This is a genomic window from Chryseobacterium pennae, from assembly GCF_003385515.1.
GTDB lineage: Bacteria > Bacteroidota > Bacteroidia > Flavobacteriales > Weeksellaceae > Chryseobacterium > Chryseobacterium pennae.
The window spans coordinates 65,391-86,696 of record NZ_QNVT01000010.1 but is presented as its reverse complement, the minus strand read 5'-3'; the positions used below and the strand labels follow the sequence as shown (position 1 = coordinate 86,696).

The window sequence follows — 21,306 nt, the reverse complement described above, 5'->3', positions numbered from 1 at the left end:
TAAAAATCATTAACCACCAAAATATGAGAACTATGAAAAAATTTTTGCTATCCATGATGGTATTTGTATCAGTACTATCCATCAATTCCTGTTCGGATTCCAATGCGAATCAGGAAACCATGAATTCACAATCTAAGGAAGTCACCATGAAAGACTTCGGCAGAACTGTTCCGGTAGGAATTGACAAAGAAGATGGAAAATTTAAAGTTTCCTTTATTCTTTCTGCTCAGCCTTATGAAATTAAAGACACTAAGGAGAACGAAGCTTATGTTTCTATGATCACCCAGGCTGTAAAAAACGAATCTCCTGTTCACGTTTTTCTTAAAGCCAATTCTAATGAAATTGCAAAAGTAGAAAGCCCGACACAGGAAGACATCCGTTTCTTTAAATCTACTTTAACAAAAGAAGAAAAATCAGGTAATGAAGTATCCAGAAAATTAACCAGTGTTATCCCTAATCTGGCGACTCTCAACAGTCTCTTTACGCAGATCAAAAATCAGTCTTGCGGAACTTCTACGGCGTCTTCTCCTTGTATCACGTTCAGATATCCTGTAGACGGATGCTATGCAAGAGCGCACAAAATGAGACAGATCTTAAACAATGCCGGATATGAATGTGAAAAACAATTTGTATATGGTAACCTAAGAGCTTCTACCGGGACTTGCTGTGTATCATGGGTATATCACGTTGCTATTCTGGTAAGCTTTAAAAACGCTTCTGGCGTGGTTGAAAAAAGAATTATTGATCCTTCTCTAAACTCAACGGGACCTATAACGGATGTTGCATGGAGAGCTGCCTGCACCAATTCAACCTGTGGTTCCACTTCTGTATCTTCTTTTGCCAATACAGCTGGAAACGTTTATTACAGAAGTCCGTCAGGTTCTTTATTATATGATAACAATCTGGTAAATACCAATTGTACATTAACTGCTTTCTCAGCTCTTTCAGGCTGTTCAGCGCCAGTACCTAGTACAGCACATTGCGGATTCTAATTAACTTTATTATAGAGCTCCTGCATTAATTTATATATTGCAGGAGCTTTTTACCCAATCCTTTATTATTATGAAAACCTGGACTTATTTATTATTACTGTTTACCATGATTACTTCCTGCTCCTCTAAATCAGAATCCCAGAAATTAACCTGGTATAATAATGCTACCATCAATAATATTCTTGAAGATCCGGACAAACCGGAAGAAGTTGTACGTGTAGCTATTGGAATAAGTGCTCAGGTTTTTTATATTTCAAAAAAGTCTTCTGACTATAAAACCTTGATGGAAAAGGCTAATCTAAGTTTTAAAAAAGGTAAAACCTACAATATAGGTATTGAAAATAAAACCAATATGGTCAAAGAAATCAATGAAGTGAAATAATCTTCTTCAAACTTTCATCTATGGTCTTATTACAGAAATTCCGGCATCTACCTTGATCTCTGTTCCATGAATATAGGAAGCTTCAGACGAAGCAAGAAACAGAACTACATTGGCAATTTCCTCAGGATCGCCCTGTCTTTTAAAAGGTATTGTAGGAATAATATCCTGAACTGCAGCATCAATTTGCTCAGGAGCTAAGCCTGTATTGTTAAAAATATTAGTTTTGATATGACCCGGGCTTACTCCATTCACACGAATTCCACGTTCTGTAAGCTCTACAGCAAATGTTTTAATAAATGACTGCACTGCTGATTTTGCAGCAGAATATACTGAAAAGCTATTCATCGCAATCTCCGTAGCCACAGAAGTATTAAAAATGACCGAGCTTCCTGTTTTCATCAATGGCAACAGCTGCTGAACAGTGAAAAAAGGCCCTTTTACCAATACATTAAACAGTTCATCAAAAAGATTTTCATCTACACTTTCAACTGGGGCAAATTTCCCATAGCCTGCATTAGCAAAAATAACATCAATCTGTTCAGTATACTTTCTTACTTCTTGCTGTAAATCCAGTAAGTCTTTCATATTTCCTGCGTTGGAAACAATACCAAAAGCATTCTCCCCTAATTTTTCCAAAGCATTGTTAACCGTTTCTTTACTTCGCCCGGTAATAATAACACTTCCCCCCTCTTCTATGAATTTCTGAGCGGTAGCCAGACCCATTCCGTTCGTTCCGCCAGTAATAATTGCTGTTTTGTTTTTAAATCTCTGCATTGTTTTTAAGTTTAAAATTCTATAGCAAAGATTGGAATCCTTATAATGTAAAAAAATCCGAAACATGCGAAAAACATAAAACCTATTCCTATCCATTTTATAAAATAAATAATAGTCATCAATAAAATCTTTCAAAATTAAATTGCACACAATTTAATTGTTTATATATTTGCATAGTTAATTGATCACAAAGTAAAATTTGGAACTCGATAATTGCCAAGTAATTTAATTTAAAATAAAAAAAATGTCATTAATAGAAAACCTGAACTGGAGACATGCTGTAAAAGCTTATGATCCAACTAAAAAAGTATCAAACGAAGATTTAAACACCATTCTGGAAGCAGCAAGACTGGCTCCAACTTCATCAGGACTGCAACCTTTCCGTATTATTGTTGTAGAAAATCAGGAATTAAAGGATAAGATGGTTGCAGGGGCTTTAAACCCTGAAGTAATGAGAGATTCTTCTCATGTTTTAGTTTTTGCTGCATGGGACAGCTACTCCAATGAAAAAATCGATAAAGTATACGATCATCATACCGATGTAAGAGATCTTCCAAGAGGACGTTTTGGAAGCTACACAGATAAGATCAAAGAAATGTATGGAGCACAAACTCCTGAGCAGCACTTTGCCCACACTGCCCGCCAGACTTATATTGCTTTAGGTATTGCCCTTGCACAGGCTGCCGAACTTAAAATCGACAGTACACCGGCAGAAGGATTCAGCAATGAAGTGGTAGATGAAGTATTGGGATTAAAAGAATTAGGCTTGAAAAGTGTAAGCCTTTTATACCTTGGATACCGTGACAACGCCAATGACTGGCTGTCTTCTATGAAAAAAGTGCGTATCCCAATGGATGAATTTATCATTAAAAAGTAATACCTTCACGAATCTTTCGTACTTAAACTTATGGAACTTTCAAATACACCCAAACTAGAAAATCAGATCTGCTTCCCGCTGTATGTAATCGCCAAGGAAATCACCGGATTATACCGTCCTTTTCTTGATGAGCTGGATATCACTTATCCTCAATACCTTGTCATGATGATATTATGGAATGGGGACGGTCTTACTGTAAGCCATATCGGGGAAAAACTGTTTCTGGATAGCGGAACACTGACTCCCCTACTTAAAAGACTGGAAGCAAAAGGGTTTATTACAAGAAAACGTAAAAAAGAAGACGAGAGAGTTGTTGAAGTATTTTTAGATGAAGCCGGAAAACAGCTTCAGAAAAAGGCCTGCGAAATTCCGGGTAAGATCCAGGAAAAAATCGGGATACAGCCTGAAGAACTGTTGGAGCTCAAAGAAACAGTTTTAAAAATATTAAACAAAATTGAAAAATAAATGAAAACGTTATATACAACAAAAGTTACTGCTACAGGCGGAAGAAATGGTCATGTAAAAAGTGAAAACGGAGTCTTGGATCTTGAAGTAAAAATGCCAAAAGCACTGGGAGGGGCGAATGATGACTTCACCAATCCTGAAATGCTTTTTGCAGCCGGATATTCTGCATGCTTCGATAGTGCATTAAACAGAGTGATCAGTCTAGCCAAAGTAAAAACCGGTGAAACAACTGTTACAGCTCAGGTAAGTATCGGACAGATTGAAAACGGAGGTTTTGGATTGGCTGTGGAACTGGATGTTAATGTTCCGGGGGTTTCTATTGAGGAAGCTCAGTCTTTAACGGAAAAAGCGCATCAGATCTGCCCTTATTCTAATGCAACAAGAAATAATATTGAGATTAAGCTTTCTGTAACGAACAACGATTAATCCAATTTTTTTATAATTATATTTGAAATGAGCTGTTTTGAAATTCAAAACAGCTCATTTTTATTTTTAACCACAGATTTTCGCTCATGAATACAGATGATTGAATATATTTTAATACTAAATTTGTGAAGGTTATACTTTAATATTTATAAAAATGGAAATAGTTAGAGATATCGTTTGTCAGGTTTATGCAGGAGAAAAATCAAAAAATATAATTGATCTTGTACTCGACACATTCATTCCTGATTATGAAAAATTAAATACGGATTATACTTTCCCACCCAATAATAAAGATTATGTATTTACAACCGAAATTGAAATGATAAATTATTTTATTGAAAATAAAGGGCTAAATCAAACTTTTTATTGGAATAAATCCCTTCATAATCGTTATAAAATAATGGTTGGAGCCAATATTACTGATGATGATAAACTAGTTATGAGCTTAACGCTGGATGCAAGTCTGGAAACGGGAGAAGAATATTTAAATAAACTTAAAGAAGTCTTACAATCCAATATAGGGGTTATTTCATTCGTAAATCCGGTGGACTATGAAAATGGTGAAGATTTTGTTTTAAGATATCAGAAAAGTACCCACTATCATTAAATAATGAAAACACTACCAGTCATAATACTTTCCTTAAGTCTTTTTTTGACTTCTTACAGCTGGTCTTGTGCACAATCACCAAAGAAGGAAAACCCTTTGGAACAGATTAATGATACTAAAACAGCAACACGTATTAACCGGCTTTTGGATGCTAAAACGTGGAATCTATTGTTCCCCAACAGAAATAACATCCAGGATAAAAACAGGAATCATCAGGATTTTTATTCTTATCAGGCATTTATAAAAGCAGCAGCCCACTTCCCCAATTTTCTGAATGAAGGAACTCAGGAAGATCAGAAAAGAGAGTTTACTGCATTTCTGGCCAATATCGCTCAGGAAACAAGTGGCGGCTGGGATAATGCTCCGGGAGGTTACTATAAATGGGGACTTTATTTTATTGAAGAAAACAATAAGGGAAATGGAAATAATTATACTGATATTTCTAAGGTTAACTATCCGCCGGTAGCAGGACAAGCTTATTATGGTCGTGGTCCTAAGCAGCTCAGCTGGAATTATAACTACGGACAATTTAGTGAAGCCTGGTTTGGCGATAAAAATATACTTTTAAAAAATCCCGGACTTCTGGCTGAAAACAATGTTTTATCTTTTGCCTCTGCCATCTGGTTCTGGATGACTCCTCAATTTCCCAAACCCTCCTGTCATGATGTGATGACCGGAAAATGGCAGCCTACAGAAAAGGACAAAGAAAGCGAAAGAATTCCCGGTTTTGGAACTACTGTCAATATTATCAATGGAGGTATCGAATGCGGGCAATCTACCACACAGCCCAAAACACAATACCGCTATGAATACTACCGTTATTTTTGCCAATATTTTGGAGTAGATCCTGGGAAAAACATCAGCTGCAGCACTCAAAAACCATTTGGTAATTAATAAAAAAGGCTACAGCATTGTGTGCTGTAGCCTTATTATATTATCTGGAATCTATCTTTTATTCAAATCGCTTCTCTGATAAGCGTCTACCTTTTTATAGGAATCGTTTTTCTCTTTTTCTTTTTTATCAGAAATCAGAATTCCGAAGAGGTGATCTATTTCGTGTTGAAAGATGACAGCCGTGAAGCCCTCTACGATTTCTGAATATTTCTGTCCTTTCAAATCCACATATTCCAGCTGAATGACTTTACTTCTGTAAAACTGGTCTCTGAAATCAGGAATTGATAAATCTCCTTCAGGTCCAAGATTTTGCAGATCTGATCTCCACACAATCACCGGATTGATAAAATATTCCAGTGGTGTTCCTTCTTTATCAAAACGCTGTACCCAAACCACTTTTCTGTTGATTCCCACTTGTGGCGCGGCAATTCCTACTCCACCATCCGTTGAAAGAAGGGATTCTTTCATTCTTTTTACAAGTACAGCTGTGCTAGGATCAGTGGGATTGATTTCTGAGGAAAGGCTCAGCAAAGTTTTATGCTGATGATCATCAGTAGTCTGATAGATTGGCAATGCAGCATTGATATCTCCTTTATTGATAAGGGACAATTCATCCGGAGTGAATTTTTGAGCATTACAGAATCCTATAAAAAGTATAAATAAAATGGATAGTTTTTTCATATTGACTGGAATGTTATACAAAGGTAGAGATTGTCAGGTGAAAATGGGTGATTATGTTGAAGTTTTAAGGCTGGAAGCTGGGAGAGGGATGCTGGAAGTTACTATTAGTCGTTAAATATCTATAAGTCAATTATTAAGTTTTGGCTAAAGCCATTGGAATTTTTATATAAAAAAGAACGGGCTAAAGCCCGTTCCTATTGAATTTGATATGATTCTGTTAATTAAATCCTATAATAATAAGATTAGTGTAAAATTGTATGTAATTACATTTCACAATTAAAAATCTGCGATATCTGTGTGATCTGCGAGAAATAAATTAAAAAGTCTTCGTCATATCCCCAGGAATAATCAGGTTGAACTCTGTTGGTATATAATCTTTTGCAGGAACTTTCAATTCAGGATCTTCAGATTCAAAAACAGAAATTACAGCCATTTTGAGATTTGGGTTTTTCTGTTTGATATACCAATACGTCCCGCCAAATTCCTTACTGTGGTAGTTCCCATTATAGTGGATGAAAGTTTTTCCAGCCTGGATATTTTTAAGGATAGATTCTGCCATTGTAGCATCCTTTGTAGCCTGTGCTGAAATAAAGTTCATTACTTTTGTTCCTTCCGCATGATCACCCATCATTGCCTTCATTTCCGGATATCCCGGAGTATCTAATGTTACTTTAATTGGGAGCTGGGCAATATATGATTTTTCTTTATCACTTAGCTTATTCAGAGATTCTAATCCTTCTTTTGCAGTTTGTGAAGCATATCTTCTCGGAATATTGGTTGCTATGAAATTCAGTTTTTTATTTTTAGCAAAATCTACCAATGGTTTATAATCTGTTGCGTAATTATTCCACAGACGGGCAGAATCTTTCAGTGTTTTTGCATCAAACTTACCGGTCAGATATTGGTTTAGCTGAGCCTGATTATCTCTTTCAAACATTTCTGCTCCCAGGATAAGCTGTCCGCTTTTCTTTTCAAATAAAGCTTCTGTTATTTTAAGCTGAAGCCAGTGATTGATGGAGCTGTTATGATTTTCACCAAAGAAAACAACATCGTAATCAGCCAATTCTTTCACCAATTTATCCGTTTTTATTTCTTTTCCTTTTTGGTCATAAAACTGATATGCCTTAAAGTTCTGTGCATTAAGTGAACAGAAACCTGCCAGCAAAATCGCTATGAAAATATTCTTCATTCCCTATATTTAATATTTTAATTTAACCACAAATTACATAATATTTTGGTACTGTTTTACAATCCTTTATGATTGTTTCCAAAATCTAAAAGAAAAAGACCGCTTTGAATATTACAAACAAAACGGCCCTCTTAAAAATCATCTAATTATTATTGTTCAAGAGTTGCTACAAGATCTTTCCACTCCTGAAGTTCAGGAATTCCAGGTTTTCTTTTTCCAAAGAACTGAACGATGAAGTCACCTTCTTTATTGAATACTTCGATAGCAGTTACTTCTCCGTCTTCAGTAGGTTTTTTCACGATCCATGCTTCTGCAATTTTCGTTACATCAAGATGCAGGTTAAAATCAGGATCCATTACATTGAACCACTGCTGGTGCCAAAGGGTTTTCTTTACGTTTCCGGTGTGAATCTGGATAATTCCTCTGTTTCCAACGAAAACCATGATTGGTGTACTCTTTTCTGAAGCTTCTTCAAGAATGTTAACTACTTTTGAGTTATCGATTTTCTGAGTAAATCCTTCCGGTGCCAATCTTAAAGCCTGAGTTCTGCTTACACCAAATTTTCTGGTCATCATAAAGAAATCGTGAGTATCTTTTAATTCTGTCCATGCTTTTTTGAATCCTTCAATATCTATTTCAGCATCTGGTTTTTCAGCCTGTTTAGGAGCTACCGCTTCAAAAGTGAAAGTCTGATTCTGATCTTCGGCTTTAAATTTTTCAATAATAGCATCAAAAGCTGCTTCCTCACTCTTTTTAGTCAGGTATATTTTATGTAATGCCAATCCGTCTTTTCCAAAGAACTGAAGGCTTTTTTTATCTCCCTCTACTACAGAAAAGGCAAACTTCCAGTGATTAAGGAAAATTCTAAGATCAATATCTTCTCCTACGAAAAGCTGTGCATGTGGGCTGCTGAAATCTCCGTTCAGATAGGTTCCTTTTCTTTCATGAACACATTCATCATTACGGGTAAGAGCCATTACTTTTCCCAGTTGCTCTGCAGCTGTAAGAATTCCCGGAAAATCAGGATTCAAAACAGTTACTCCTTCTCCTACACTGGTTACCAGTAATTCAGCCTCGCTTACTCCAAACTGTGCAGCAGCATTTCTTATTCTTACATGTGGATTTTCTGCTTTCAGAGCTTCCCATTTTTCCTTTAAATCATTAACTAATATGCTCATTATTTTATTTTTTTATAGTTAAAATTGTATAGATTCTTTTTATTGTTTCGTTTTCTGTTTTGCTTTTTGTTTCTTCTTCTTTTTCAGAAGTCCTCATTCTTTTGAAATGGCTTTTGGAAATCAATTCTTCCATTTCATCATTGCTGTAAAGAGTGAAATTATAGGCTGTAAATGGTAGTTTTTCCATGGACTGTCTTTGTACGAACGTTAAAACAAGCGTTCCGTTATCCTTTAAAACTCTGAAGATTTCATTTAAAAAATCAACCGGCTTTTCCCAGAAATAAACGGTATTAACTGTAAATATTTTATCAAAGGTCTGGTCCTCAAAAGGAAATTTTGATCCTTCATATAAAACAAAATCAGCCTGTTTTTCAAATCCCTGATTCAGTCTTTTGGCTTCCAGATGCATGGTTTCAGAAATATCAATCCCCGTGTACTTCAATCCTTTAGCCAGGTTTAAAATACTCTTCACATGATCAGCATTTCCGTGTCCTATTTCAAGGATATTTTCATCATCTTCTATCAAAAGAGTTCTGATACTTTCTAATGTCATACTGATGTTAGTTGCATTCATCATTTCACCGATCTCTATGCCTTTTTCTCCCTGAGGATTGGCAAGATGCTGTGCGAGGATTTTTAGTTCTTCTTTTTCCATGGTTATCCAAAAATGATCATTGGGTTATTCGTAATAGGGTGGTCACAAATGGTACATGGAAAGTTATAAGCATTGCTGATATTTTCTGCTGTAAAAACTTCCTGTGGAGTTCCATAAGCGGAAACCTGCCCTGATTTCATTAATAAAATTTTATCTGCAAACTGAGCAGCGAGATTCAGATCATGGAGAACAACAATCGCACTGTTTGCTTTCTTTGTAAAATTTTTAATAATTTCCAGTGCTTTATATTGATGTTTTATATCCAGATTATTCAAAGGTTCATCCAGAAAAACCAGTTTGTGAGCAATATCATTTTCCAGTTGTCCCATTACCCGTGAAAGGTGTACACGCTGTTTTTCTCCTCCTGAAAGAGAGTTATATTCTCTTTCTTTTAGATGAAAAATATCTGTTTCATACATCTTATTATTCATCGCTTCAAGGTCTTCTTTTCCGGGTTGTGCATCAAAATAAGGATACCTTCCCATCATCACTACATCTTTTACCTCAAGAGGAATATCGTTACTGTTATGCTGTGAAAATTTTGCTTTATGCATAGAAAGTTCTTTTACATTCCAGTCTTCAATGGGTTTATCTTTAAATAAGACTTTTTGCTTTTCAGTTTTCACTTCATGAGCCAAAACACTTAGAAGACTTGATTTTCCTGCTCCGTTGGGCCCTACAATTGCTAAAAACTCGCCATATTCCAATGAGACATCTACCCCATCCAGAATACGGAATTCTTTATGCTTATAATTAATCTGATGTGCCTTAATCATTACAGTGCCTTTTTAAATTTAACCAAAATAGCGATAAAAATAGGTCCACCCATTAAAGCCGTCAAGATCCCTATTGGTAATTCTGAGGGCTCTACAATACTTCTGCTGAATGTATCTGCCGTCAGAAGTAATATACTTCCACATACTGCAGACAAAGGCAGGATGAATGTATAATTGGACTTGAACAACAATCTTAAAATATAAGGGACGATAAGTCCTACAAAGCCTATTGTTCCTGAAAATGCAACGCAGCTTCCTACCATTAATGCTACAATGATAATAATCTGCTTCTTCAGCCTTTCTACATTGATTCCTAAATGCTGAGCATCTTTCTCTCCTAACATCATTGCATTCAAAGCTTTTCCTTTAGGCAGTAAAATAATATACGCTCCAATCATAACAATCCCAAGAATAATATTCTTCGTCCATGTTGCTGCAGCTAAACTTCCCAAATTCCAGAATGTAAGGTCTCTAAGCTGTTCATCTTTTGAAATGTATATTAAAAAACCTGTAATTGAAAAACCTATTGCTGTAATGGCAACACCTGTCAACAACATCATAACAACATTGGTCTTTCCTCCGCTTGTTGAAATCCTGTATACCAGCATCATGGATAAAAAAGACCCTATGAAAGCGGCTATTCCTACCAGCGAAAACTGTACGGCTTCAGGAAGGTACTCTTTAAAATGTCCACCTAAAACAATAGCAATAGCAGCTAATAACGTAGCTCCCGATGTAAGACCTATTAAATCTCCTGTTGCCAGAGGATTTTTGAAAAGCCCCTGCAAGCTTGTTCCAGAAACTGAAAGCATTCCTCCAATTAAAATAGCCATAACAATTCTGGCTGCTCTTACATCCAAAACTACATATTTATCACTCAATGATAAATCAGAATCTCCCTGTATTACTTTTCCTAAAACATTAAATGCAGATTTACCACCAAAATCGTAAACCCCAGTATTAATAGACCATACTGCTATGATAACAAGCAATATGGTACTTATTGTCATGTAAAAGTATAATTTACTTTGTGTTCTCAATTAAAAGTTTGTTTAATCCAACTACTGCTTCTCCTAGTCTCGGTCCAAAACCTGAAACTAATCCTCCATCCATTGCGATGATCTTCTTATTTTTTCCGGCGTTTGTCTGGGAAACTCCCGGCATCTTAAGAGCACCTTCGTTTCCTCCTGCTCCCTGTAATCCTGTTTCAAAGAAGAACAGTACATCAGGATTAGCTTTTACCACGGCTTCCGGCGTCAACGGTTTGAAATCTTCAAATTCATTCACTGCATTTTCTCCACCTGCCAGATTAATCAATGATGCCATTGGGGTATTTTTACCTGCTACCATCAGCATATTTCCTCTTGCATAGATGAATAATACTTTAGGTTTTTTAGCCATTGGCTGAACCTGCTTCAGGTCTTCATCTATTTTATCAGTTAATTTCTTAAAATCTGTATTTCCAATTGCTTTTGCTACCTCTTCAATCAGTTTTTTAGTACCATCGGCAGTATATTCATGCTTAAAGATATCTACTTTGATCCCGGATGATTTGATTTTCCCCATTAGTTCTGGATTGATATCCTTATCTGAAGCCAGAATTAAAGTAGGATTTACTGCCATAATCGGCTCAATCGTTATAGATCTTACATGTCCAAGGTTTTCAGCTGTCGTTTTTAAGCTTGCAGGATAAGTACTGGTAACATCTGTTCCTACAATTTCTTTTTCGTGCCCTAAAGCACTTACGATTTCTGTAATTCCACTGTTTAGTGTTACAATTTTATTATTGCTTTTTGGAGCTTCAGAAGAAGCTTCTGTTGTATTTTCTTTTTTTGCACCTTCTTCTTTTTTGCAGGAGTACACTGCGACAAGAACAGAAGCTGCAAGGATAAATTTCTTCATAGATAGATATTTTATTTTTTCTAATTCTGATACAATTATCTGAATTTGTTATAAGGGATCAAATTCAAAATTGGTGAAACCACGTTCGCCTGATTTGCTATTTTTCATTGTATTGAATCTCAGCTTAAAATAGAAACCTTCTGCATCTTTCAATACAAAGAAACGGTCTGAGTATACAAAGGCTGTAGGATTCGTTGATGTTCCGGTAGTAGTTCTCCATTTATCTCCAATAGCTCTGTGGTCATTGAAAACAAATTTAGAAGGATCTACATCTTTTAGTTTGAACGTACTGTAGGCTTCATCCAAACTTCCAGTAGCATTTACCTGATAGGCTCCTACTCCATTAAGAGTATTGGTTACAATAAAGTCTGCATAGAAATAACTTCCGGCACTGTTTGCCCCCATAAATACTTCATTGGTGAAGGTAGTAAACGCCAGATCCCATTTTTTCTTTTTAGGTTGTATTTTTACCGGAGTTCCTGTTTTAAGATTAAAGAATGTAAAATTATATTCAGGATCTTTGGTAATAATATATTCTTTGATATTTTCGTTCTCTGCATTGAGATCAGCATAACGGATTTTGTACCCATTCGGGGCTCTCAGGATCTGCATTTTCTTCCAACCTCTCTCATCTCCTGATAATGAAACAGTTCCTGCAGCTACATTCCCTCCAGCCGGTATTTCTCTGCCCATATTCACCAGGTAGATCGGATTATCTGCATCGTTGGCCTTGATAGCATCAATTCCTGTAGTCTGTTTCAGGAAATCACCATTCGGATTGTCAATATACTTCAGGTTTTCGGCATCGAAAGTTCCTACCTGAGCAATCTCTTTTAAACTTTCTACATTGTTTGCCTTTACTTTATTAAGGTCTGTAGCATTGGGAATTTTAATGACGGTCATCGCAAGAGAACCGTTAATACTTACTCTGAAATCATCTCCTGAATAAAATCCAAGGTCCCAGTCTGTTCTTTTATTAATATTAGGATTCTCATGTTCACTTAAATCAATCCAAACCTGGTTAGGTTCTGTAGCGCCTCCCAGTGTTACATTCACTTCTGATCCTGTCATAGGGCGAACGGCCACCGGATCATCATCAGCAGAAAGGCATGACTGCGTGGCTGTCATAATAGAAAGGAGAGATAATATTTTTAAATACTTCATAATAGTCTTATTTAAAATTGAAACATTAGTCTTGCAAAATAGCTTCTGCCATAGTATAAATTAACTGTTCCGGAGGCTGCAGTATGAGCTGAACCTGCAACAGCACTAGATTTTACACTTGTCACATCAAAAATGTTTTTAACTCCTGCAGAAATCTCAAAATGATTATTCCAGAATGGCTGACTTACAATAAAATCCATCATATGGAATGCGTCTGTTATCCCTAAACGGACACCTCCTGCTGTATCAGCAACATAAAGTCTATCCTCTCCGGTATATTTATAGTAAAGTGAGAAGTTGGTGTCTGTCTTTTTAAGTTTATAAGTTGCAGAAGCACCTGCCTGCACAATGTATTGGAACTTATCCGAAGAATCATTCGTTACTACTTCATTCAACGTGATGGATCTCCCATTCACAGCTCCTCTTATGGAAAAAGCAAACTGATCTTTTCTGAAGTCTACATTGGCAGATAACAACATATTCTTATACTTATTGACATTCATGTATTGATAAGTAGAAGGTTGCTTGATGACCATCATATCGATTCTGTCACGTACATCAAGGTATAATGCATCTACACTATAACCAATTCGCCAGTCATTAGCCGTTCTAAAGGTCTGATCCCAAAATGCTCCTATTGAAAACCCTGTTTCCGGTTTTAAATCTGGATTTCCCTGAATATCATGATTAAGATTTACAAAATAGGTATACAGCTCATCATATTTAGGAAAACGGTTGGCAGAACCTACAACAGCCCTCAAATTTGAATTTTCGGAAGTTTTATATCTGGCAGAAAGGGAATAGTTGTACTGATTATCAAAGTTTTCACTCAAAGAAAGCCTTAGCCCCGGTCTCACAGAAAACCGGTCTGAAATATTCCATTCTGCAGAAAGGAAATTGGAATAGGTAAATATTTTTCTTTTTACAGCCTCACCAAAGAAATCTCCGGCAATCAGTGCTGCATACCCGCTGGTATAATCCAATTCATAGCCAAGCTGGAAATCAAAGGTTTTACTATCCAGGAAATTACTAAACATTCCTCTTGAGTAGATCACATCTGTTTTATAATATGATTTTTCGTCCTGCTGACTCTTGATTGTTCTGTTCGGAATATCATAATTGTAGTCAAAGTATTTTCTGTCCTGGTTTTGGAAGGAGAAATCCCCCATATACCGGATATGTCCCAGATTTGTCTGTATATTGAACTGATGAAGCCAACGGTCTGTATTATATTTTCTATCCCTACTTTCATATTCTACTCCACCTAATCCATCATTCAGTGGTCGTCTGTTTACCTCTGGATTATAAAAATTGAAGTTTTCTTTCAAATAAGACACTTTATAGAAAAATGATGTTTTATTCTTGGAATATCTTACCAGGGCAGAAGATTCGTACTGATCTTTCGGATTCCACTCGTAACCTCTTCTATTATCCTGTCCGAAATATTTATACCCTTCACTGTTTCCTTCATAACCCATGAATTGGTTATGATTGAAATTCACATTGGCAAACCATTCATTATTAATATTATAATCAACATTAAGATTCTGAATATGTCTTCCTTGTCCTTTTTTCTTAAGATCATAATTGTCCCTTACTGTTTCTTCCTGAAGGGAGCCTCTTACACTAACCTTTTTTGTATTATTTTTCTTTGTAATAATATTGATTACCCCTGCTACGGCTCCATTTCCGTATTCTACTCCCATACTTCCCTTCACAATTTCAATACGCTCAATATTACTTAGAGCAATTTTGGTAAGGTCAATATTACTTCCCAGTCCAGTATCTCCTACTACCGGAATATTGTCTATCAGAACTTTCACATAGTCTCCATTAAGTCCCATGATATTGGCTGTAGAATTCCCTGAACGGGAATCTGGAGTAACCTGAATGTTAAGACTTTGATTTAAAACATCAGCAACATTGGTAGCTGCCATATTTTTGATCTGTATGGCGTCTATGACATCTACTTTGTAGATAGACTTATTGATAGCCTGTTGTTTATACTGTCCTGTAATAACAACTTCTTCAACATTCTTTTGATTAAGAGAATCCTTTTTTTGCGCATTCATCCAAAACACGGCGGATAATGACAGAATGGAAAGCACTTTCTTCTTCATAAGGGTAAAAAATTTTCGACAAATATAAAGCTTTATTTAGAACAAGTAAAAATAAATATATCACTTAGTGGAATAATTCTAAATAAAAATAGCTGAGTAAAATTGATACTTGTATTAAACATCCCAGTATTGAAAGGACTTACAGCAAATTATTAGTCTGTCTTTTCCAAAAAAACAATTCTAAAAGTAAAATAAAAAGATGAAGTTAAAAAAATGACAACATTCAATATAAAATCCAGTATTCATGGTATTTTTAAAGCATTCCTTATTTCCTCTCTCCTACACGGCTACAAAATAAACAAGATAAAAATCATGTTTTTATTTAGAATGATTAAAAATAATTATATACTTTTGTGGAATAATTCTAAATAATAATTTAAAAAATAAATTATGAAAACAAAACTATTAATGTTTGCTCTTACCGTTCAACAGACCGTTTTGGCACAGACAGATGCATTAGGATATACGCAGGCAAATATGACGATGGGGAATGGATACCAGAACCGTACATTCTTTACTTTTTCAAATGGGAATATCGTTTCTCAACCAGCAAATTCATGGGATATAGCTTTCTTCAGAAATTCTATTTACACTGCAGGAACAAGAATTAATGATGCGAAAAACATCGAAGTATATACAGCTGCCACCAGCTTAGCTGAATGGGATAATATCAGCATCAGCAATGAAGCTTCATGGGGAGAGCCGCTTTATAACCCTGACCAGACTACTGACTGGAGTATTGGTGCTCTTGAACAGGGACCTATAACCGCTCCTAATCCTAATATTCCGTCTACAGGATGGGGAGTTTACAATCCACTGACGCATCATATCATAGGAAAAGCAATTTTCGTTCTGAAATATGCTACAGGAACTTATATTAAGTTTGCCATTGAAGATGCCTATATGGGGTATACTTTTAAATATTCAAAGTGGAACGGTACAGCATGGGGGCCTACTGAAACAAGAACCTTAGCTAATGGGACAGACGATTCTTACTTCAATTATTTCTCATTTGATTCCGGGGCAAAAGTTCCTGATATGGAGCCTTCAAGAAACTCATGGGATCTAATGTTCACCAGATATTTTACAGATTATCCTTATACAGACCCACAGGGAAATCCACAAACCATGAAATACAGAATGGCTGGTGTCATTCAAAGCCCTACTATTTCAGTGGCAAAAGTAAGACCGGAAACACAGGCAGTGGCAACAGGAACTTTACCTGCTACGTTCTCTAGCAATATTACAACCATCGGACACTCATGGAAGCCAACTTCCGGGGTTTATACGGATGCAGTTTACTATATTAAGCAGGGATCAGATTACTACAGAATGTATTTCACTTCCAATGAAGGTATGCAAACCGGAAATATGTATTTCAAATACAAAAAAATCACAGGAACGTTAGGGATTACTGAAGTAAGCAAAAAAGCATCTTTTGGGATTTATCCTAACCCGACAACGGCAGATAAAAGAGTAACCGTGCTGTTTGATGTAAAAGAAAAGGCAAACAATAAAGGGAGTGTAGAAGTATATGACCTTACCGGAAAAAAGGTACATTCTGCTGAATTAAGCAATCAAACCGGATTTTACAGAGAAGACCTGAATCTGTCTCACCTTCCTTCAGGAAATTATATGGTAAAAATTACCTACGGAGGAACTTCGGAAACGAAAAAACTTATTGTGAAATAATATTTTACTCAAATACTTTCTATTTTTTCTAATAAAAAGGCGGTTTCAGAATACTGAAACCGCCTTTTATTGTATATTCTATCTGAGATCAGGTAAAAATTCATGATTTTGCCAAGTATAAAGCTAAACTAAAGAAATCTAAGGCTTTAAACAAAGAACTGCCTATTGATTTCCTCTTTTTAAGAAGTCTTAATGACAATCGGTAGTTATATGACTAAAAGTAACTTCCAGCCTCTTTCTTCCGGCTTCCAACTTTAAACTAAACAAATTCATATTACTTAATATATTTTAAAGCCTTTGTAAACCTCTACTCCACTTTCCATAATTCTGGAAGCATCCTTGCGGAAATCCAGCAGGTGATCCTGCCCGTTGTGTCTGTTGTGGTGTTCCACACTTTCCCAAAGTTCGATCAGGAAGAATGTTCCTTTGTTATCTTTATCTTCAACAAGGTCGTACTGCAGGCAGCCTTCTTCTTTTCTCGTTTCCTTTACCAGGTTTTGAAAAAGCTCCACCGCTTCCATCAGATAATTTTCATTAAACTTAAAAAGTGCAATGATATGTAAGTTCATATTCTAATATTTATTGATGTAAAAGTAAAATATTTTCAAAATCAAATTTATTTTTGGCCCTTTTATTTTCACCTATTAAAGCATATTTTTAGCTGAACACTGATTTATAAATAGTTATAGAGCTCATCATGATTACCAATACTCCAATCACAAGAAACATTTTCTTCACCGGAAGCTTTGCGGTAAGCATGGCTGAAAAAGGAGCTGTTATAATTCCTCCAATCAGAAGCCCGAGAATAATATTCCAGTGCTGGATTCCAAGGGTTAGGAAAAAGGTAACAGCAGCTGTAACGGTCAGAATAAACTTCGCAACAGTTGAACTTCCTACTGCAAATCTTGGGGTAAAGGCATTTTTAATAAGGGTTCCGGTCACTAAAGGTCCCCATCCTCCACCTGCAAAAGAGTCTATAAATCCTCCGATCACTCCCAGCCTTGTCAGGTTGGTCTTTCTTTTAAGGGCTTTACTCTGTTTTTCTTTAAAAGCATTGGAAAGAATTTGAAATCCAAGATATAGAGTATAGAAAGCAATACCTGTTTTGGTGATTTTTGCATAGTACTCTCCGAGATAAGTAAGACTCACCGCTCCGATAACAGCTCCAATAACCGCAGGAACAGCCAATTTCTTGACCAGGCTTTTGCTTACATTCTTAAGTTTAATATGACTTACGCTTCCCGCAGCTGTAGTAAAGCTTTCTGCGGAGTGAATACTTGCACTTACAATATGAGGCGGAATATTCAGGAGCAGCAGTGTGGTTGTACAGATCACTCCATATCCCATTCCCATTGACCCAGCTACAATTTCTGCAAAAACACCTACAAGAAGCATCCAGTAAAAAATATAATGATCTTTCGCCAGAATCTGTTGCAGCTCATCAAAGTAGCCCAATTCATACAGGGAAAAAACAGCAACCGATACAATAGCAAGTGTAACAAACAATACATTGAGTCTTATCTGAATCTTTCTTGAAATCACCATAGTTCCGGAATTTTAAATTTATATTCTTTAATACTTCCTATATCGGTGATCAGAATAATTGTATTACTCAGCATCCCTCCTGCCATCAATGGCTCCATATTATCTGCATCTTCTTTTGGAATCATAGTTTATTCTTTTGAAGTGATGCAAATATCCAATAAAAATACTATCCTACAAAACAAGTAGACTAATTATTCAAAAAAAAGGACCAGGTCAATCGACCAGATCCATTAAAGTTTTACTCTCCAGGATATTCAGTGAAGCGTCCCGAACTTCAATCAGTACATCATGCAAGCCACAGTGATCTTCGTTACAGTCTTCACATTTTTCATAAAAGTTCAGACTTACACATGGAAGCATGGCAATGGGTCCATTCACAAGACGGATGATTTTAGCCAGTTTCACATTCTCAGGGTTTTCTTTAAGGAAATATCCACCCCCTTTTCCTTTTTTACTGTCAAGGATCTCCGCTTTTTTCAGTTCAAGCAGAATATTTTCTAAAAACTTTAAAGGTATTTTTTTGTGTTCCGCAATTTCGGAAATAAGAATTGGGCCTTCATTTCTTTTTTCTACAAGATATGAAAGAGCCTTAAACGCATATTGAGATTTTTTTGATAGCATCACAGCAAAAATAAGAAAATTGTTTAATATGTTTAAGGTAAAAGGCAAAATTGCAAAAAGACTAATAACCGACTTTTATTTTCACCTTTTTACAGCTCTACAGTTTTGCCTTTTTCCTATTAAATCATTATGTTTGCCCTATGTTCAGTAAACAAGAAGCGCAACAAATAAAAAAGGAATTTTGGACAGCTTTTGGAAAATCCTTTCCAAGAAAATGGATCCTTTATGACACTAAGGTAAAGGATATGGCATTTAAATTCTCTGCAGATAACAAAAAAGTAGAGGTTTCTTTTGATATAGAAATGAAAGACGAGGTGTTCCGTAATGCTTATTATGAGAAAATATGGTCTTTGGAAGATATTTTAAAAGACTTCATCGGAGATTTTCAGAAAGACGAATATTTCGCATTGGAAAATGGGAAAGTCATCAGCAGGATTTGGGTGGAAAAAAATGGTGTTTCAATTTTCAACAGAAATACATGGCAGGAAATTTTTGAATTCTTCGTAGATAAAATGGATGGATTTGAAAGGTTTTATTACGAGTATGAGGATTTTATAAAGGACATATGAAATAATTACGAAATAAATACCGTTTTACACTTTAGGTCAAGATAAAAAGGAAAACTATCTTTGCTTTATACCACTTAAACTAATAATGAAACTAAACATGATTAAAAATGAGAAAAGTGTACAAAAACATTTTTGGAGAAGTTATCTCCAAAAGTAAAGCTATGAAGCTCAACGAATATCACCTGTATTATTACGAAAGTGATTCTGATATACTGAAAGAGATTGAATTCATCAACGAAGACAGTATATACAATATTAATTATTTCTTACATGAAGGCGACAATGAAGAGAAAACTTTGGAATATCTAAAAGAAAAATCAGATTTCTTTGACATCGAAAAAAAGGAAATTGCTGACGGATTTATTATTTCCACCAATAAACTCTATTCACTGTCTGTAGACGATCTGCCTCTGGTTTCCAAAACTGTTTTTAAAGCTGATGATCCTGAAAATTTCATATGCTCTCAGGTTATTGACAATGAAACGCAGGAACCCCAGCTTGAAAGAACTGTAAAATGCTGGTATACAACTGATGAAAATGGAGAAAAATATGCAGCTATAGAGTGCAGCTATCAGGAAGACGGAAAACTGGAACTCGCTATTGATAAAACTTCAGATCCTGATAATGAACAGAACTGGGCTCACTATGACTACGAAACATTCCATGAGCTTCAGGATCATTTTCCCACAGATATTTCCTATTATAAAACAGCTGCATTACTTCCGAAAGAAGCCTATCAGGATTAGAAATATTTTTACAATACATCAAACAAACCACAATTTATTCTATGGAAGACAATCCTATATTTTGGGCGGATGGAGATGATCCGCAAATGATCGAAGCCTATAAGAAAGCACAGGAAACTTTTAAATATTTCTGGCGTGAACAATCCTGGGAATACAGAAGAATTATCCCCGGGCTTAATGTCTCATGCGTAAAAGTAATGTTTTCGGAAGAAACAGAAACAGGAGAAAACAATGTTGAACATATGTGGATCAATGATGTTAATTTTGATGGTGACCGTGTAACCGGATACCTGATCAATGAACCCAATACCCTTGGCAATGTTCAGGTGGGTGATTATATCGACATTCCTCTTACTGAAATCAGTGACTGGCTTTTTGCGATTACTCCCCATGTAAAGAAACCTAAAGGTCTTTCGAAATTATTCTCTTCATCAGCAGATCCGCTTCCAAAAGCTTACGGTGGATTTACCATTCAAAAAATGCGTTCAGACATGTCAGCACCGGAAAGAAATGATCATGACAATGCCTGGCAGCTGGATTTCGGAGATTTCAACGATATTCTTTTGGTTAACAACCAGAACGAGGAGCCTGAAAATCTTGTAGAGCATCCCATGAGCAGAAATATGAAAGAAGATTTTGTGAAATTTTTGCAAGAATATCCTGATGAGATTAAACTTGTAGATGAAAACGGCCAGACTCTTCTTCACCGGGAAACCATTGCCGGAAACTTAACCACAGTACAGGCTGCATTGGAAGCTGGCGCTGATAAAAGCCTTCAATCCAAAACCGGAAAAACGGCATTGGATTATGCAAAACAGCTGAATTGGGGACATATTATCCCTGTACTGGAAAACAATTAATAAGAAGGAGTACAACTTCACTACGAAAAAAAAGAGGAACTGTAATGTTTCTCTTTTTTTATTTATTTTTTCTTTTCTACTTTCTAAAAATTTAAGGTTCTCAAATTGAATTACATTAAGCTTATTTGACATTACTACTCTAATATAATTTCCAATTATTTTATTATTTTAGCAAAAACTAAAATCATGAA

Annotated in this window: 25 protein-coding genes; 11 read left to right on the top strand and 14 right to left on the bottom strand. The window is 35.8% G+C overall.

What is annotated here, in order from left to right; all coding sequences use genetic code 11:
• The first annotated feature begins 32 nt into the window (after positions 1–32).
• Complete coding sequence (locus DRF65_RS12180; RefSeq protein ID WP_123947332.1) at positions 33–992, top strand: protein-glutamine glutaminase; 960 nt, start codon at positions 33–35, stop codon at positions 990–992.
• Between the two features lie 70 nt (positions 993–1,062).
• Entirely contained in the window at positions 1,063–1,374 is a 312-nt protein-coding gene (locus DRF65_RS12175) for a hypothetical protein (protein ID WP_115971034.1), read from the top strand.
• A gap of 18 nt (positions 1,375–1,392) precedes the next feature.
• Here DRF65_RS12175 and DRF65_RS12170 read toward each other — a convergent pair whose 3' ends face one another.
• Positions 1,393–2,148, bottom strand: coding sequence for an SDR family oxidoreductase (locus tag DRF65_RS12170; RefSeq protein ID WP_115971033.1), 756 nt, complete (start codon positions 2,146–2,148; stop codon positions 1,393–1,395).
• 244 nt (positions 2,149–2,392) lie between these two features.
• On the opposite strand from DRF65_RS12170, the gene DRF65_RS12165 reads away from it, so the two are divergent.
• The 5 genes from DRF65_RS12165 (at position 2,393) to DRF65_RS12145 (ending at position 5,417) form a co-directional block, all read left to right on the top strand.
• Positions 2,393–3,025, top strand: a complete 633-nt coding sequence (locus DRF65_RS12165) for an NAD(P)H-dependent oxidoreductase (protein ID WP_115971032.1) — start codon at positions 2,393–2,395, stop codon at positions 3,023–3,025.
• A gap of 30 nt (positions 3,026–3,055) precedes the next feature.
• The gene (locus tag DRF65_RS12160; protein ID WP_115971031.1) at positions 3,056–3,490 is read left to right on the top strand and encodes a MarR family winged helix-turn-helix transcriptional regulator; all 435 of its coding nucleotides are present in this window, start codon (positions 3,056–3,058) and stop codon (positions 3,488–3,490) included.
• Positions 3,491–3,916 (top strand): organic hydroperoxide resistance protein, encoded by a 426-nt coding sequence (locus DRF65_RS12155; RefSeq protein WP_115971030.1) that lies wholly within the window; start codon positions 3,491–3,493, stop codon positions 3,914–3,916. It begins immediately after the preceding gene.
• Positions 3,917–4,070: 154 nt separating this feature from the next.
• Positions 4,071–4,523 carry a hypothetical protein gene (locus DRF65_RS12150; protein WP_115971029.1) on the top strand — a complete coding sequence of 151 codons (453 nt, stop codon included), beginning with the start codon at positions 4,071–4,073 and terminating at the stop codon, positions 4,521–4,523.
• Between the two features lie 3 nt (positions 4,524–4,526).
• The gene (locus DRF65_RS12145; protein ID WP_115971028.1) at positions 4,527–5,417 is read left to right on the top strand and encodes a chitinase; all 891 of its coding nucleotides are present in this window, start codon (positions 4,527–4,529) and stop codon (positions 5,415–5,417) included.
• Between the two features lie 51 nt (positions 5,418–5,468).
• Here DRF65_RS12145 and DRF65_RS12140 read toward each other — a convergent pair whose 3' ends face one another.
• The 9 genes from DRF65_RS12140 to DRF65_RS12100 all read right to left on the bottom strand — a co-directional run bounded on the left by DRF65_RS12140 (position 5,469) and on the right by DRF65_RS12100 (position 15,082).
• Positions 5,469–6,098, bottom strand: a complete 630-nt coding sequence (locus DRF65_RS12140) for a peptide deformylase (protein WP_115971027.1) — start codon at positions 6,096–6,098, stop codon at positions 5,469–5,471.
• 316 nt (positions 6,099–6,414) lie between these two features.
• Entirely contained in the window at positions 6,415–7,287 is an 873-nt protein-coding gene (locus DRF65_RS12135; protein WP_115971026.1) for a ChaN family lipoprotein, read from the bottom strand.
• Between the two features lie 149 nt (positions 7,288–7,436).
• Entirely contained in the window at positions 7,437–8,465 is a 1,029-nt protein-coding gene (locus DRF65_RS12130) for a hemin-degrading factor (protein ID WP_115971025.1), read from the bottom strand.
• A gap of 4 nt (positions 8,466–8,469) precedes the next feature.
• A complete protein-coding gene (locus tag DRF65_RS12125; protein ID WP_115971024.1) occupies positions 8,470–9,120 on the bottom strand; it encodes a class I SAM-dependent methyltransferase in 651 nt (216 codons plus the stop codon).
• 2 nt (positions 9,121–9,122) lie between these two features.
• Complete coding sequence (locus DRF65_RS12120) at positions 9,123–9,896, bottom strand: heme ABC transporter ATP-binding protein (RefSeq protein ID WP_115971023.1); 774 nt, start codon at positions 9,894–9,896, stop codon at positions 9,123–9,125.
• Positions 9,896–10,936: a FecCD family ABC transporter permease gene (locus DRF65_RS12115; RefSeq protein WP_115971022.1), complete on the bottom strand. Its 1,041-nt coding sequence runs from the start codon at positions 10,934–10,936 to the stop codon at positions 9,896–9,898. Before DRF65_RS12115 ends, DRF65_RS12120 begins: the two co-directional genes overlap by 1 nt.
• Complete coding sequence (locus DRF65_RS12110; RefSeq protein ID WP_115971021.1) at positions 10,920–11,798, bottom strand: heme/hemin ABC transporter substrate-binding protein; 879 nt, start codon at positions 11,796–11,798, stop codon at positions 10,920–10,922. The genes DRF65_RS12115 and DRF65_RS12110 overlap by 17 nt, the downstream gene beginning before the upstream one ends.
• Before the next feature lie 48 nt (positions 11,799–11,846).
• Positions 11,847–12,962: an HmuY family protein gene (locus DRF65_RS12105; protein WP_165852217.1), complete on the bottom strand. Its 1,116-nt coding sequence runs from the start codon at positions 12,960–12,962 to the stop codon at positions 11,847–11,849.
• Between the two features lie 11 nt (positions 12,963–12,973).
• Entirely contained in the window at positions 12,974–15,082 is a 2,109-nt protein-coding gene (locus DRF65_RS12100) for a TonB-dependent receptor plug domain-containing protein (RefSeq protein WP_115971019.1), read from the bottom strand.
• Between the two features lie 390 nt (positions 15,083–15,472).
• Between DRF65_RS12100 and DRF65_RS12095 the strand changes: the two genes are divergently transcribed.
• On the top strand, positions 15,473–16,774 hold the full coding sequence (locus DRF65_RS12095; protein ID WP_115971018.1) for a T9SS type A sorting domain-containing protein: 1,302 nt from the start codon (positions 15,473–15,475) through the stop codon (positions 16,772–16,774).
• 278 nt (positions 16,775–17,052) lie between these two features.
• Here the strand turns inward: DRF65_RS12095 and DRF65_RS12090 are convergent, their stop codons facing one another.
• The 4 genes from DRF65_RS12090 to DRF65_RS12080 all read right to left on the bottom strand — a co-directional run bounded on the left by DRF65_RS12090 (position 17,053) and on the right by DRF65_RS12080 (position 18,940).
• Complete coding sequence (locus tag DRF65_RS12090) at positions 17,053–17,343, bottom strand: putative quinol monooxygenase (RefSeq protein ID WP_115971017.1); 291 nt, start codon at positions 17,341–17,343, stop codon at positions 17,053–17,055.
• Between the two features lie 88 nt (positions 17,344–17,431).
• The gene (locus DRF65_RS12085) at positions 17,432–18,319 is read right to left on the bottom strand and encodes a sulfite exporter TauE/SafE family protein (protein WP_115971016.1); all 888 of its coding nucleotides are present in this window, start codon (positions 18,317–18,319) and stop codon (positions 17,432–17,434) included.
• Positions 18,313–18,444: a hypothetical protein gene (locus DRF65_RS29110; RefSeq protein WP_259080688.1), complete on the bottom strand. Its 132-nt coding sequence runs from the start codon at positions 18,442–18,444 to the stop codon at positions 18,313–18,315. The genes DRF65_RS12085 and DRF65_RS29110 overlap by 7 nt, the downstream gene beginning before the upstream one ends.
• Before the next feature lie 88 nt (positions 18,445–18,532).
• Positions 18,533–18,940 carry an RrF2 family transcriptional regulator gene (locus DRF65_RS12080; protein ID WP_114820611.1) on the bottom strand — a complete coding sequence of 136 codons (408 nt, stop codon included), beginning with the start codon at positions 18,938–18,940 and terminating at the stop codon, positions 18,533–18,535.
• A 140-nt stretch (positions 18,941–19,080) separates the two neighbouring features.
• Here DRF65_RS12080 and DRF65_RS12075 point away from each other — a divergent pair, with 140 nt between their 5' ends.
• From DRF65_RS12075 to DRF65_RS12065, 3 genes are all read left to right on the top strand, one after another.
• Positions 19,081–19,509 (top strand): DUF4268 domain-containing protein, encoded by a 429-nt coding sequence (locus tag DRF65_RS12075; RefSeq protein WP_115971015.1) that lies wholly within the window; start codon positions 19,081–19,083, stop codon positions 19,507–19,509.
• Positions 19,510–19,616: 107 nt separating this feature from the next.
• A complete protein-coding gene (locus DRF65_RS12070; RefSeq protein WP_115971014.1) occupies positions 19,617–20,255 on the top strand; it encodes a hypothetical protein in 639 nt (212 codons plus the stop codon).
• 41 nt (positions 20,256–20,296) lie between these two features.
• Complete coding sequence (locus tag DRF65_RS12065; protein ID WP_115971013.1) at positions 20,297–21,115, top strand: DUF2314 domain-containing protein; 819 nt, start codon at positions 20,297–20,299, stop codon at positions 21,113–21,115.
• Positions 21,116–21,306 lie beyond the last annotated feature (191 nt).

What these genes read in the sequence shown, in the direction of transcription:
- DRF65_RS12175 (WP_115971034.1), top strand. Translation starts at nt 1,063, where the DNA reads ATGAAAACCTGGACTTATTTATTATTACTGTTTACCATGATTACTTCC.
- DRF65_RS29110 (WP_259080688.1), bottom strand. Translation starts at nt 18,444, where the DNA reads ATGATTCCAAAAGAAGATGCAGATAATATGGAGCCATTGATGGCAGGA.
- DRF65_RS12145 (WP_115971028.1), top strand. Translation starts at nt 4,527, where the DNA reads ATGAAAACACTACCAGTCATAATACTTTCCTTAAGTCTTTTTTTGACT.
- DRF65_RS12125 (WP_115971024.1), bottom strand. Translation starts at nt 9,120, where the DNA reads ATGGAAAAAGAAGAACTAAAAATCCTCGCACAGCATCTTGCCAATCCT.
- DRF65_RS12085 (WP_115971016.1), bottom strand. Translation starts at nt 18,319, where the DNA reads ATGGTGATTTCAAGAAAGATTCAGATAAGACTCAATGTATTGTTTGTT.
- DRF65_RS12100 (WP_115971019.1), bottom strand. Translation starts at nt 15,082, where the DNA reads ATGAAGAAGAAAGTGCTTTCCATTCTGTCATTATCCGCCGTGTTTTGG.
- DRF65_RS12090 (WP_115971017.1), bottom strand. Translation starts at nt 17,343, where the DNA reads ATGAACTTACATATCATTGCACTTTTTAAGTTTAATGAAAATTATCTG.
- DRF65_RS12150 (WP_115971029.1), top strand. Translation starts at nt 4,071, where the DNA reads ATGGAAATAGTTAGAGATATCGTTTGTCAGGTTTATGCAGGAGAAAAA.
- DRF65_RS12075 (WP_115971015.1), top strand. Translation starts at nt 19,081, where the DNA reads ATGTTCAGTAAACAAGAAGCGCAACAAATAAAAAAGGAATTTTGGACA.
- DRF65_RS12155 (WP_115971030.1), top strand. Translation starts at nt 3,491, where the DNA reads ATGAAAACGTTATATACAACAAAAGTTACTGCTACAGGCGGAAGAAAT.
- DRF65_RS12080 (WP_114820611.1), bottom strand. Translation starts at nt 18,940, where the DNA reads ATGCTATCAAAAAAATCTCAATATGCGTTTAAGGCTCTTTCATATCTT.
- DRF65_RS12070 (WP_115971014.1), top strand. Translation starts at nt 19,617, where the DNA reads ATGAGAAAAGTGTACAAAAACATTTTTGGAGAAGTTATCTCCAAAAGT.
- DRF65_RS12130 (WP_115971025.1), bottom strand. Translation starts at nt 8,465, where the DNA reads ATGAGCATATTAGTTAATGATTTAAAGGAAAAATGGGAAGCTCTGAAA.
- DRF65_RS12165 (WP_115971032.1), top strand. Translation starts at nt 2,393, where the DNA reads ATGTCATTAATAGAAAACCTGAACTGGAGACATGCTGTAAAAGCTTAT.
- DRF65_RS12170 (WP_115971033.1), bottom strand. Translation starts at nt 2,148, where the DNA reads ATGCAGAGATTTAAAAACAAAACAGCAATTATTACTGGCGGAACGAAC.
- DRF65_RS12105 (WP_165852217.1), bottom strand. Translation starts at nt 12,962, where the DNA reads ATGAAGTATTTAAAAATATTATCTCTCCTTTCTATTATGACAGCCACG.
- DRF65_RS12065 (WP_115971013.1), top strand. Translation starts at nt 20,297, where the DNA reads ATGGAAGACAATCCTATATTTTGGGCGGATGGAGATGATCCGCAAATG.
- DRF65_RS12135 (WP_115971026.1), bottom strand. Translation starts at nt 7,287, where the DNA reads ATGAAGAATATTTTCATAGCGATTTTGCTGGCAGGTTTCTGTTCACTT.
- DRF65_RS12095 (WP_115971018.1), top strand. Translation starts at nt 15,473, where the DNA reads ATGAAAACAAAACTATTAATGTTTGCTCTTACCGTTCAACAGACCGTT.
- DRF65_RS12180 (WP_123947332.1), top strand. Translation starts at nt 33, where the DNA reads ATGAAAAAATTTTTGCTATCCATGATGGTATTTGTATCAGTACTATCC.
- DRF65_RS12110 (WP_115971021.1), bottom strand. Translation starts at nt 11,798, where the DNA reads ATGAAGAAATTTATCCTTGCAGCTTCTGTTCTTGTCGCAGTGTACTCC.
- DRF65_RS12160 (WP_115971031.1), top strand. Translation starts at nt 3,056, where the DNA reads ATGGAACTTTCAAATACACCCAAACTAGAAAATCAGATCTGCTTCCCG.
- DRF65_RS12120 (WP_115971023.1), bottom strand. Translation starts at nt 9,896, where the DNA reads ATGATTAAGGCACATCAGATTAATTATAAGCATAAAGAATTCCGTATT.
- DRF65_RS12140 (WP_115971027.1), bottom strand. Translation starts at nt 6,098, where the DNA reads ATGAAAAAACTATCCATTTTATTTATACTTTTTATAGGATTCTGTAAT.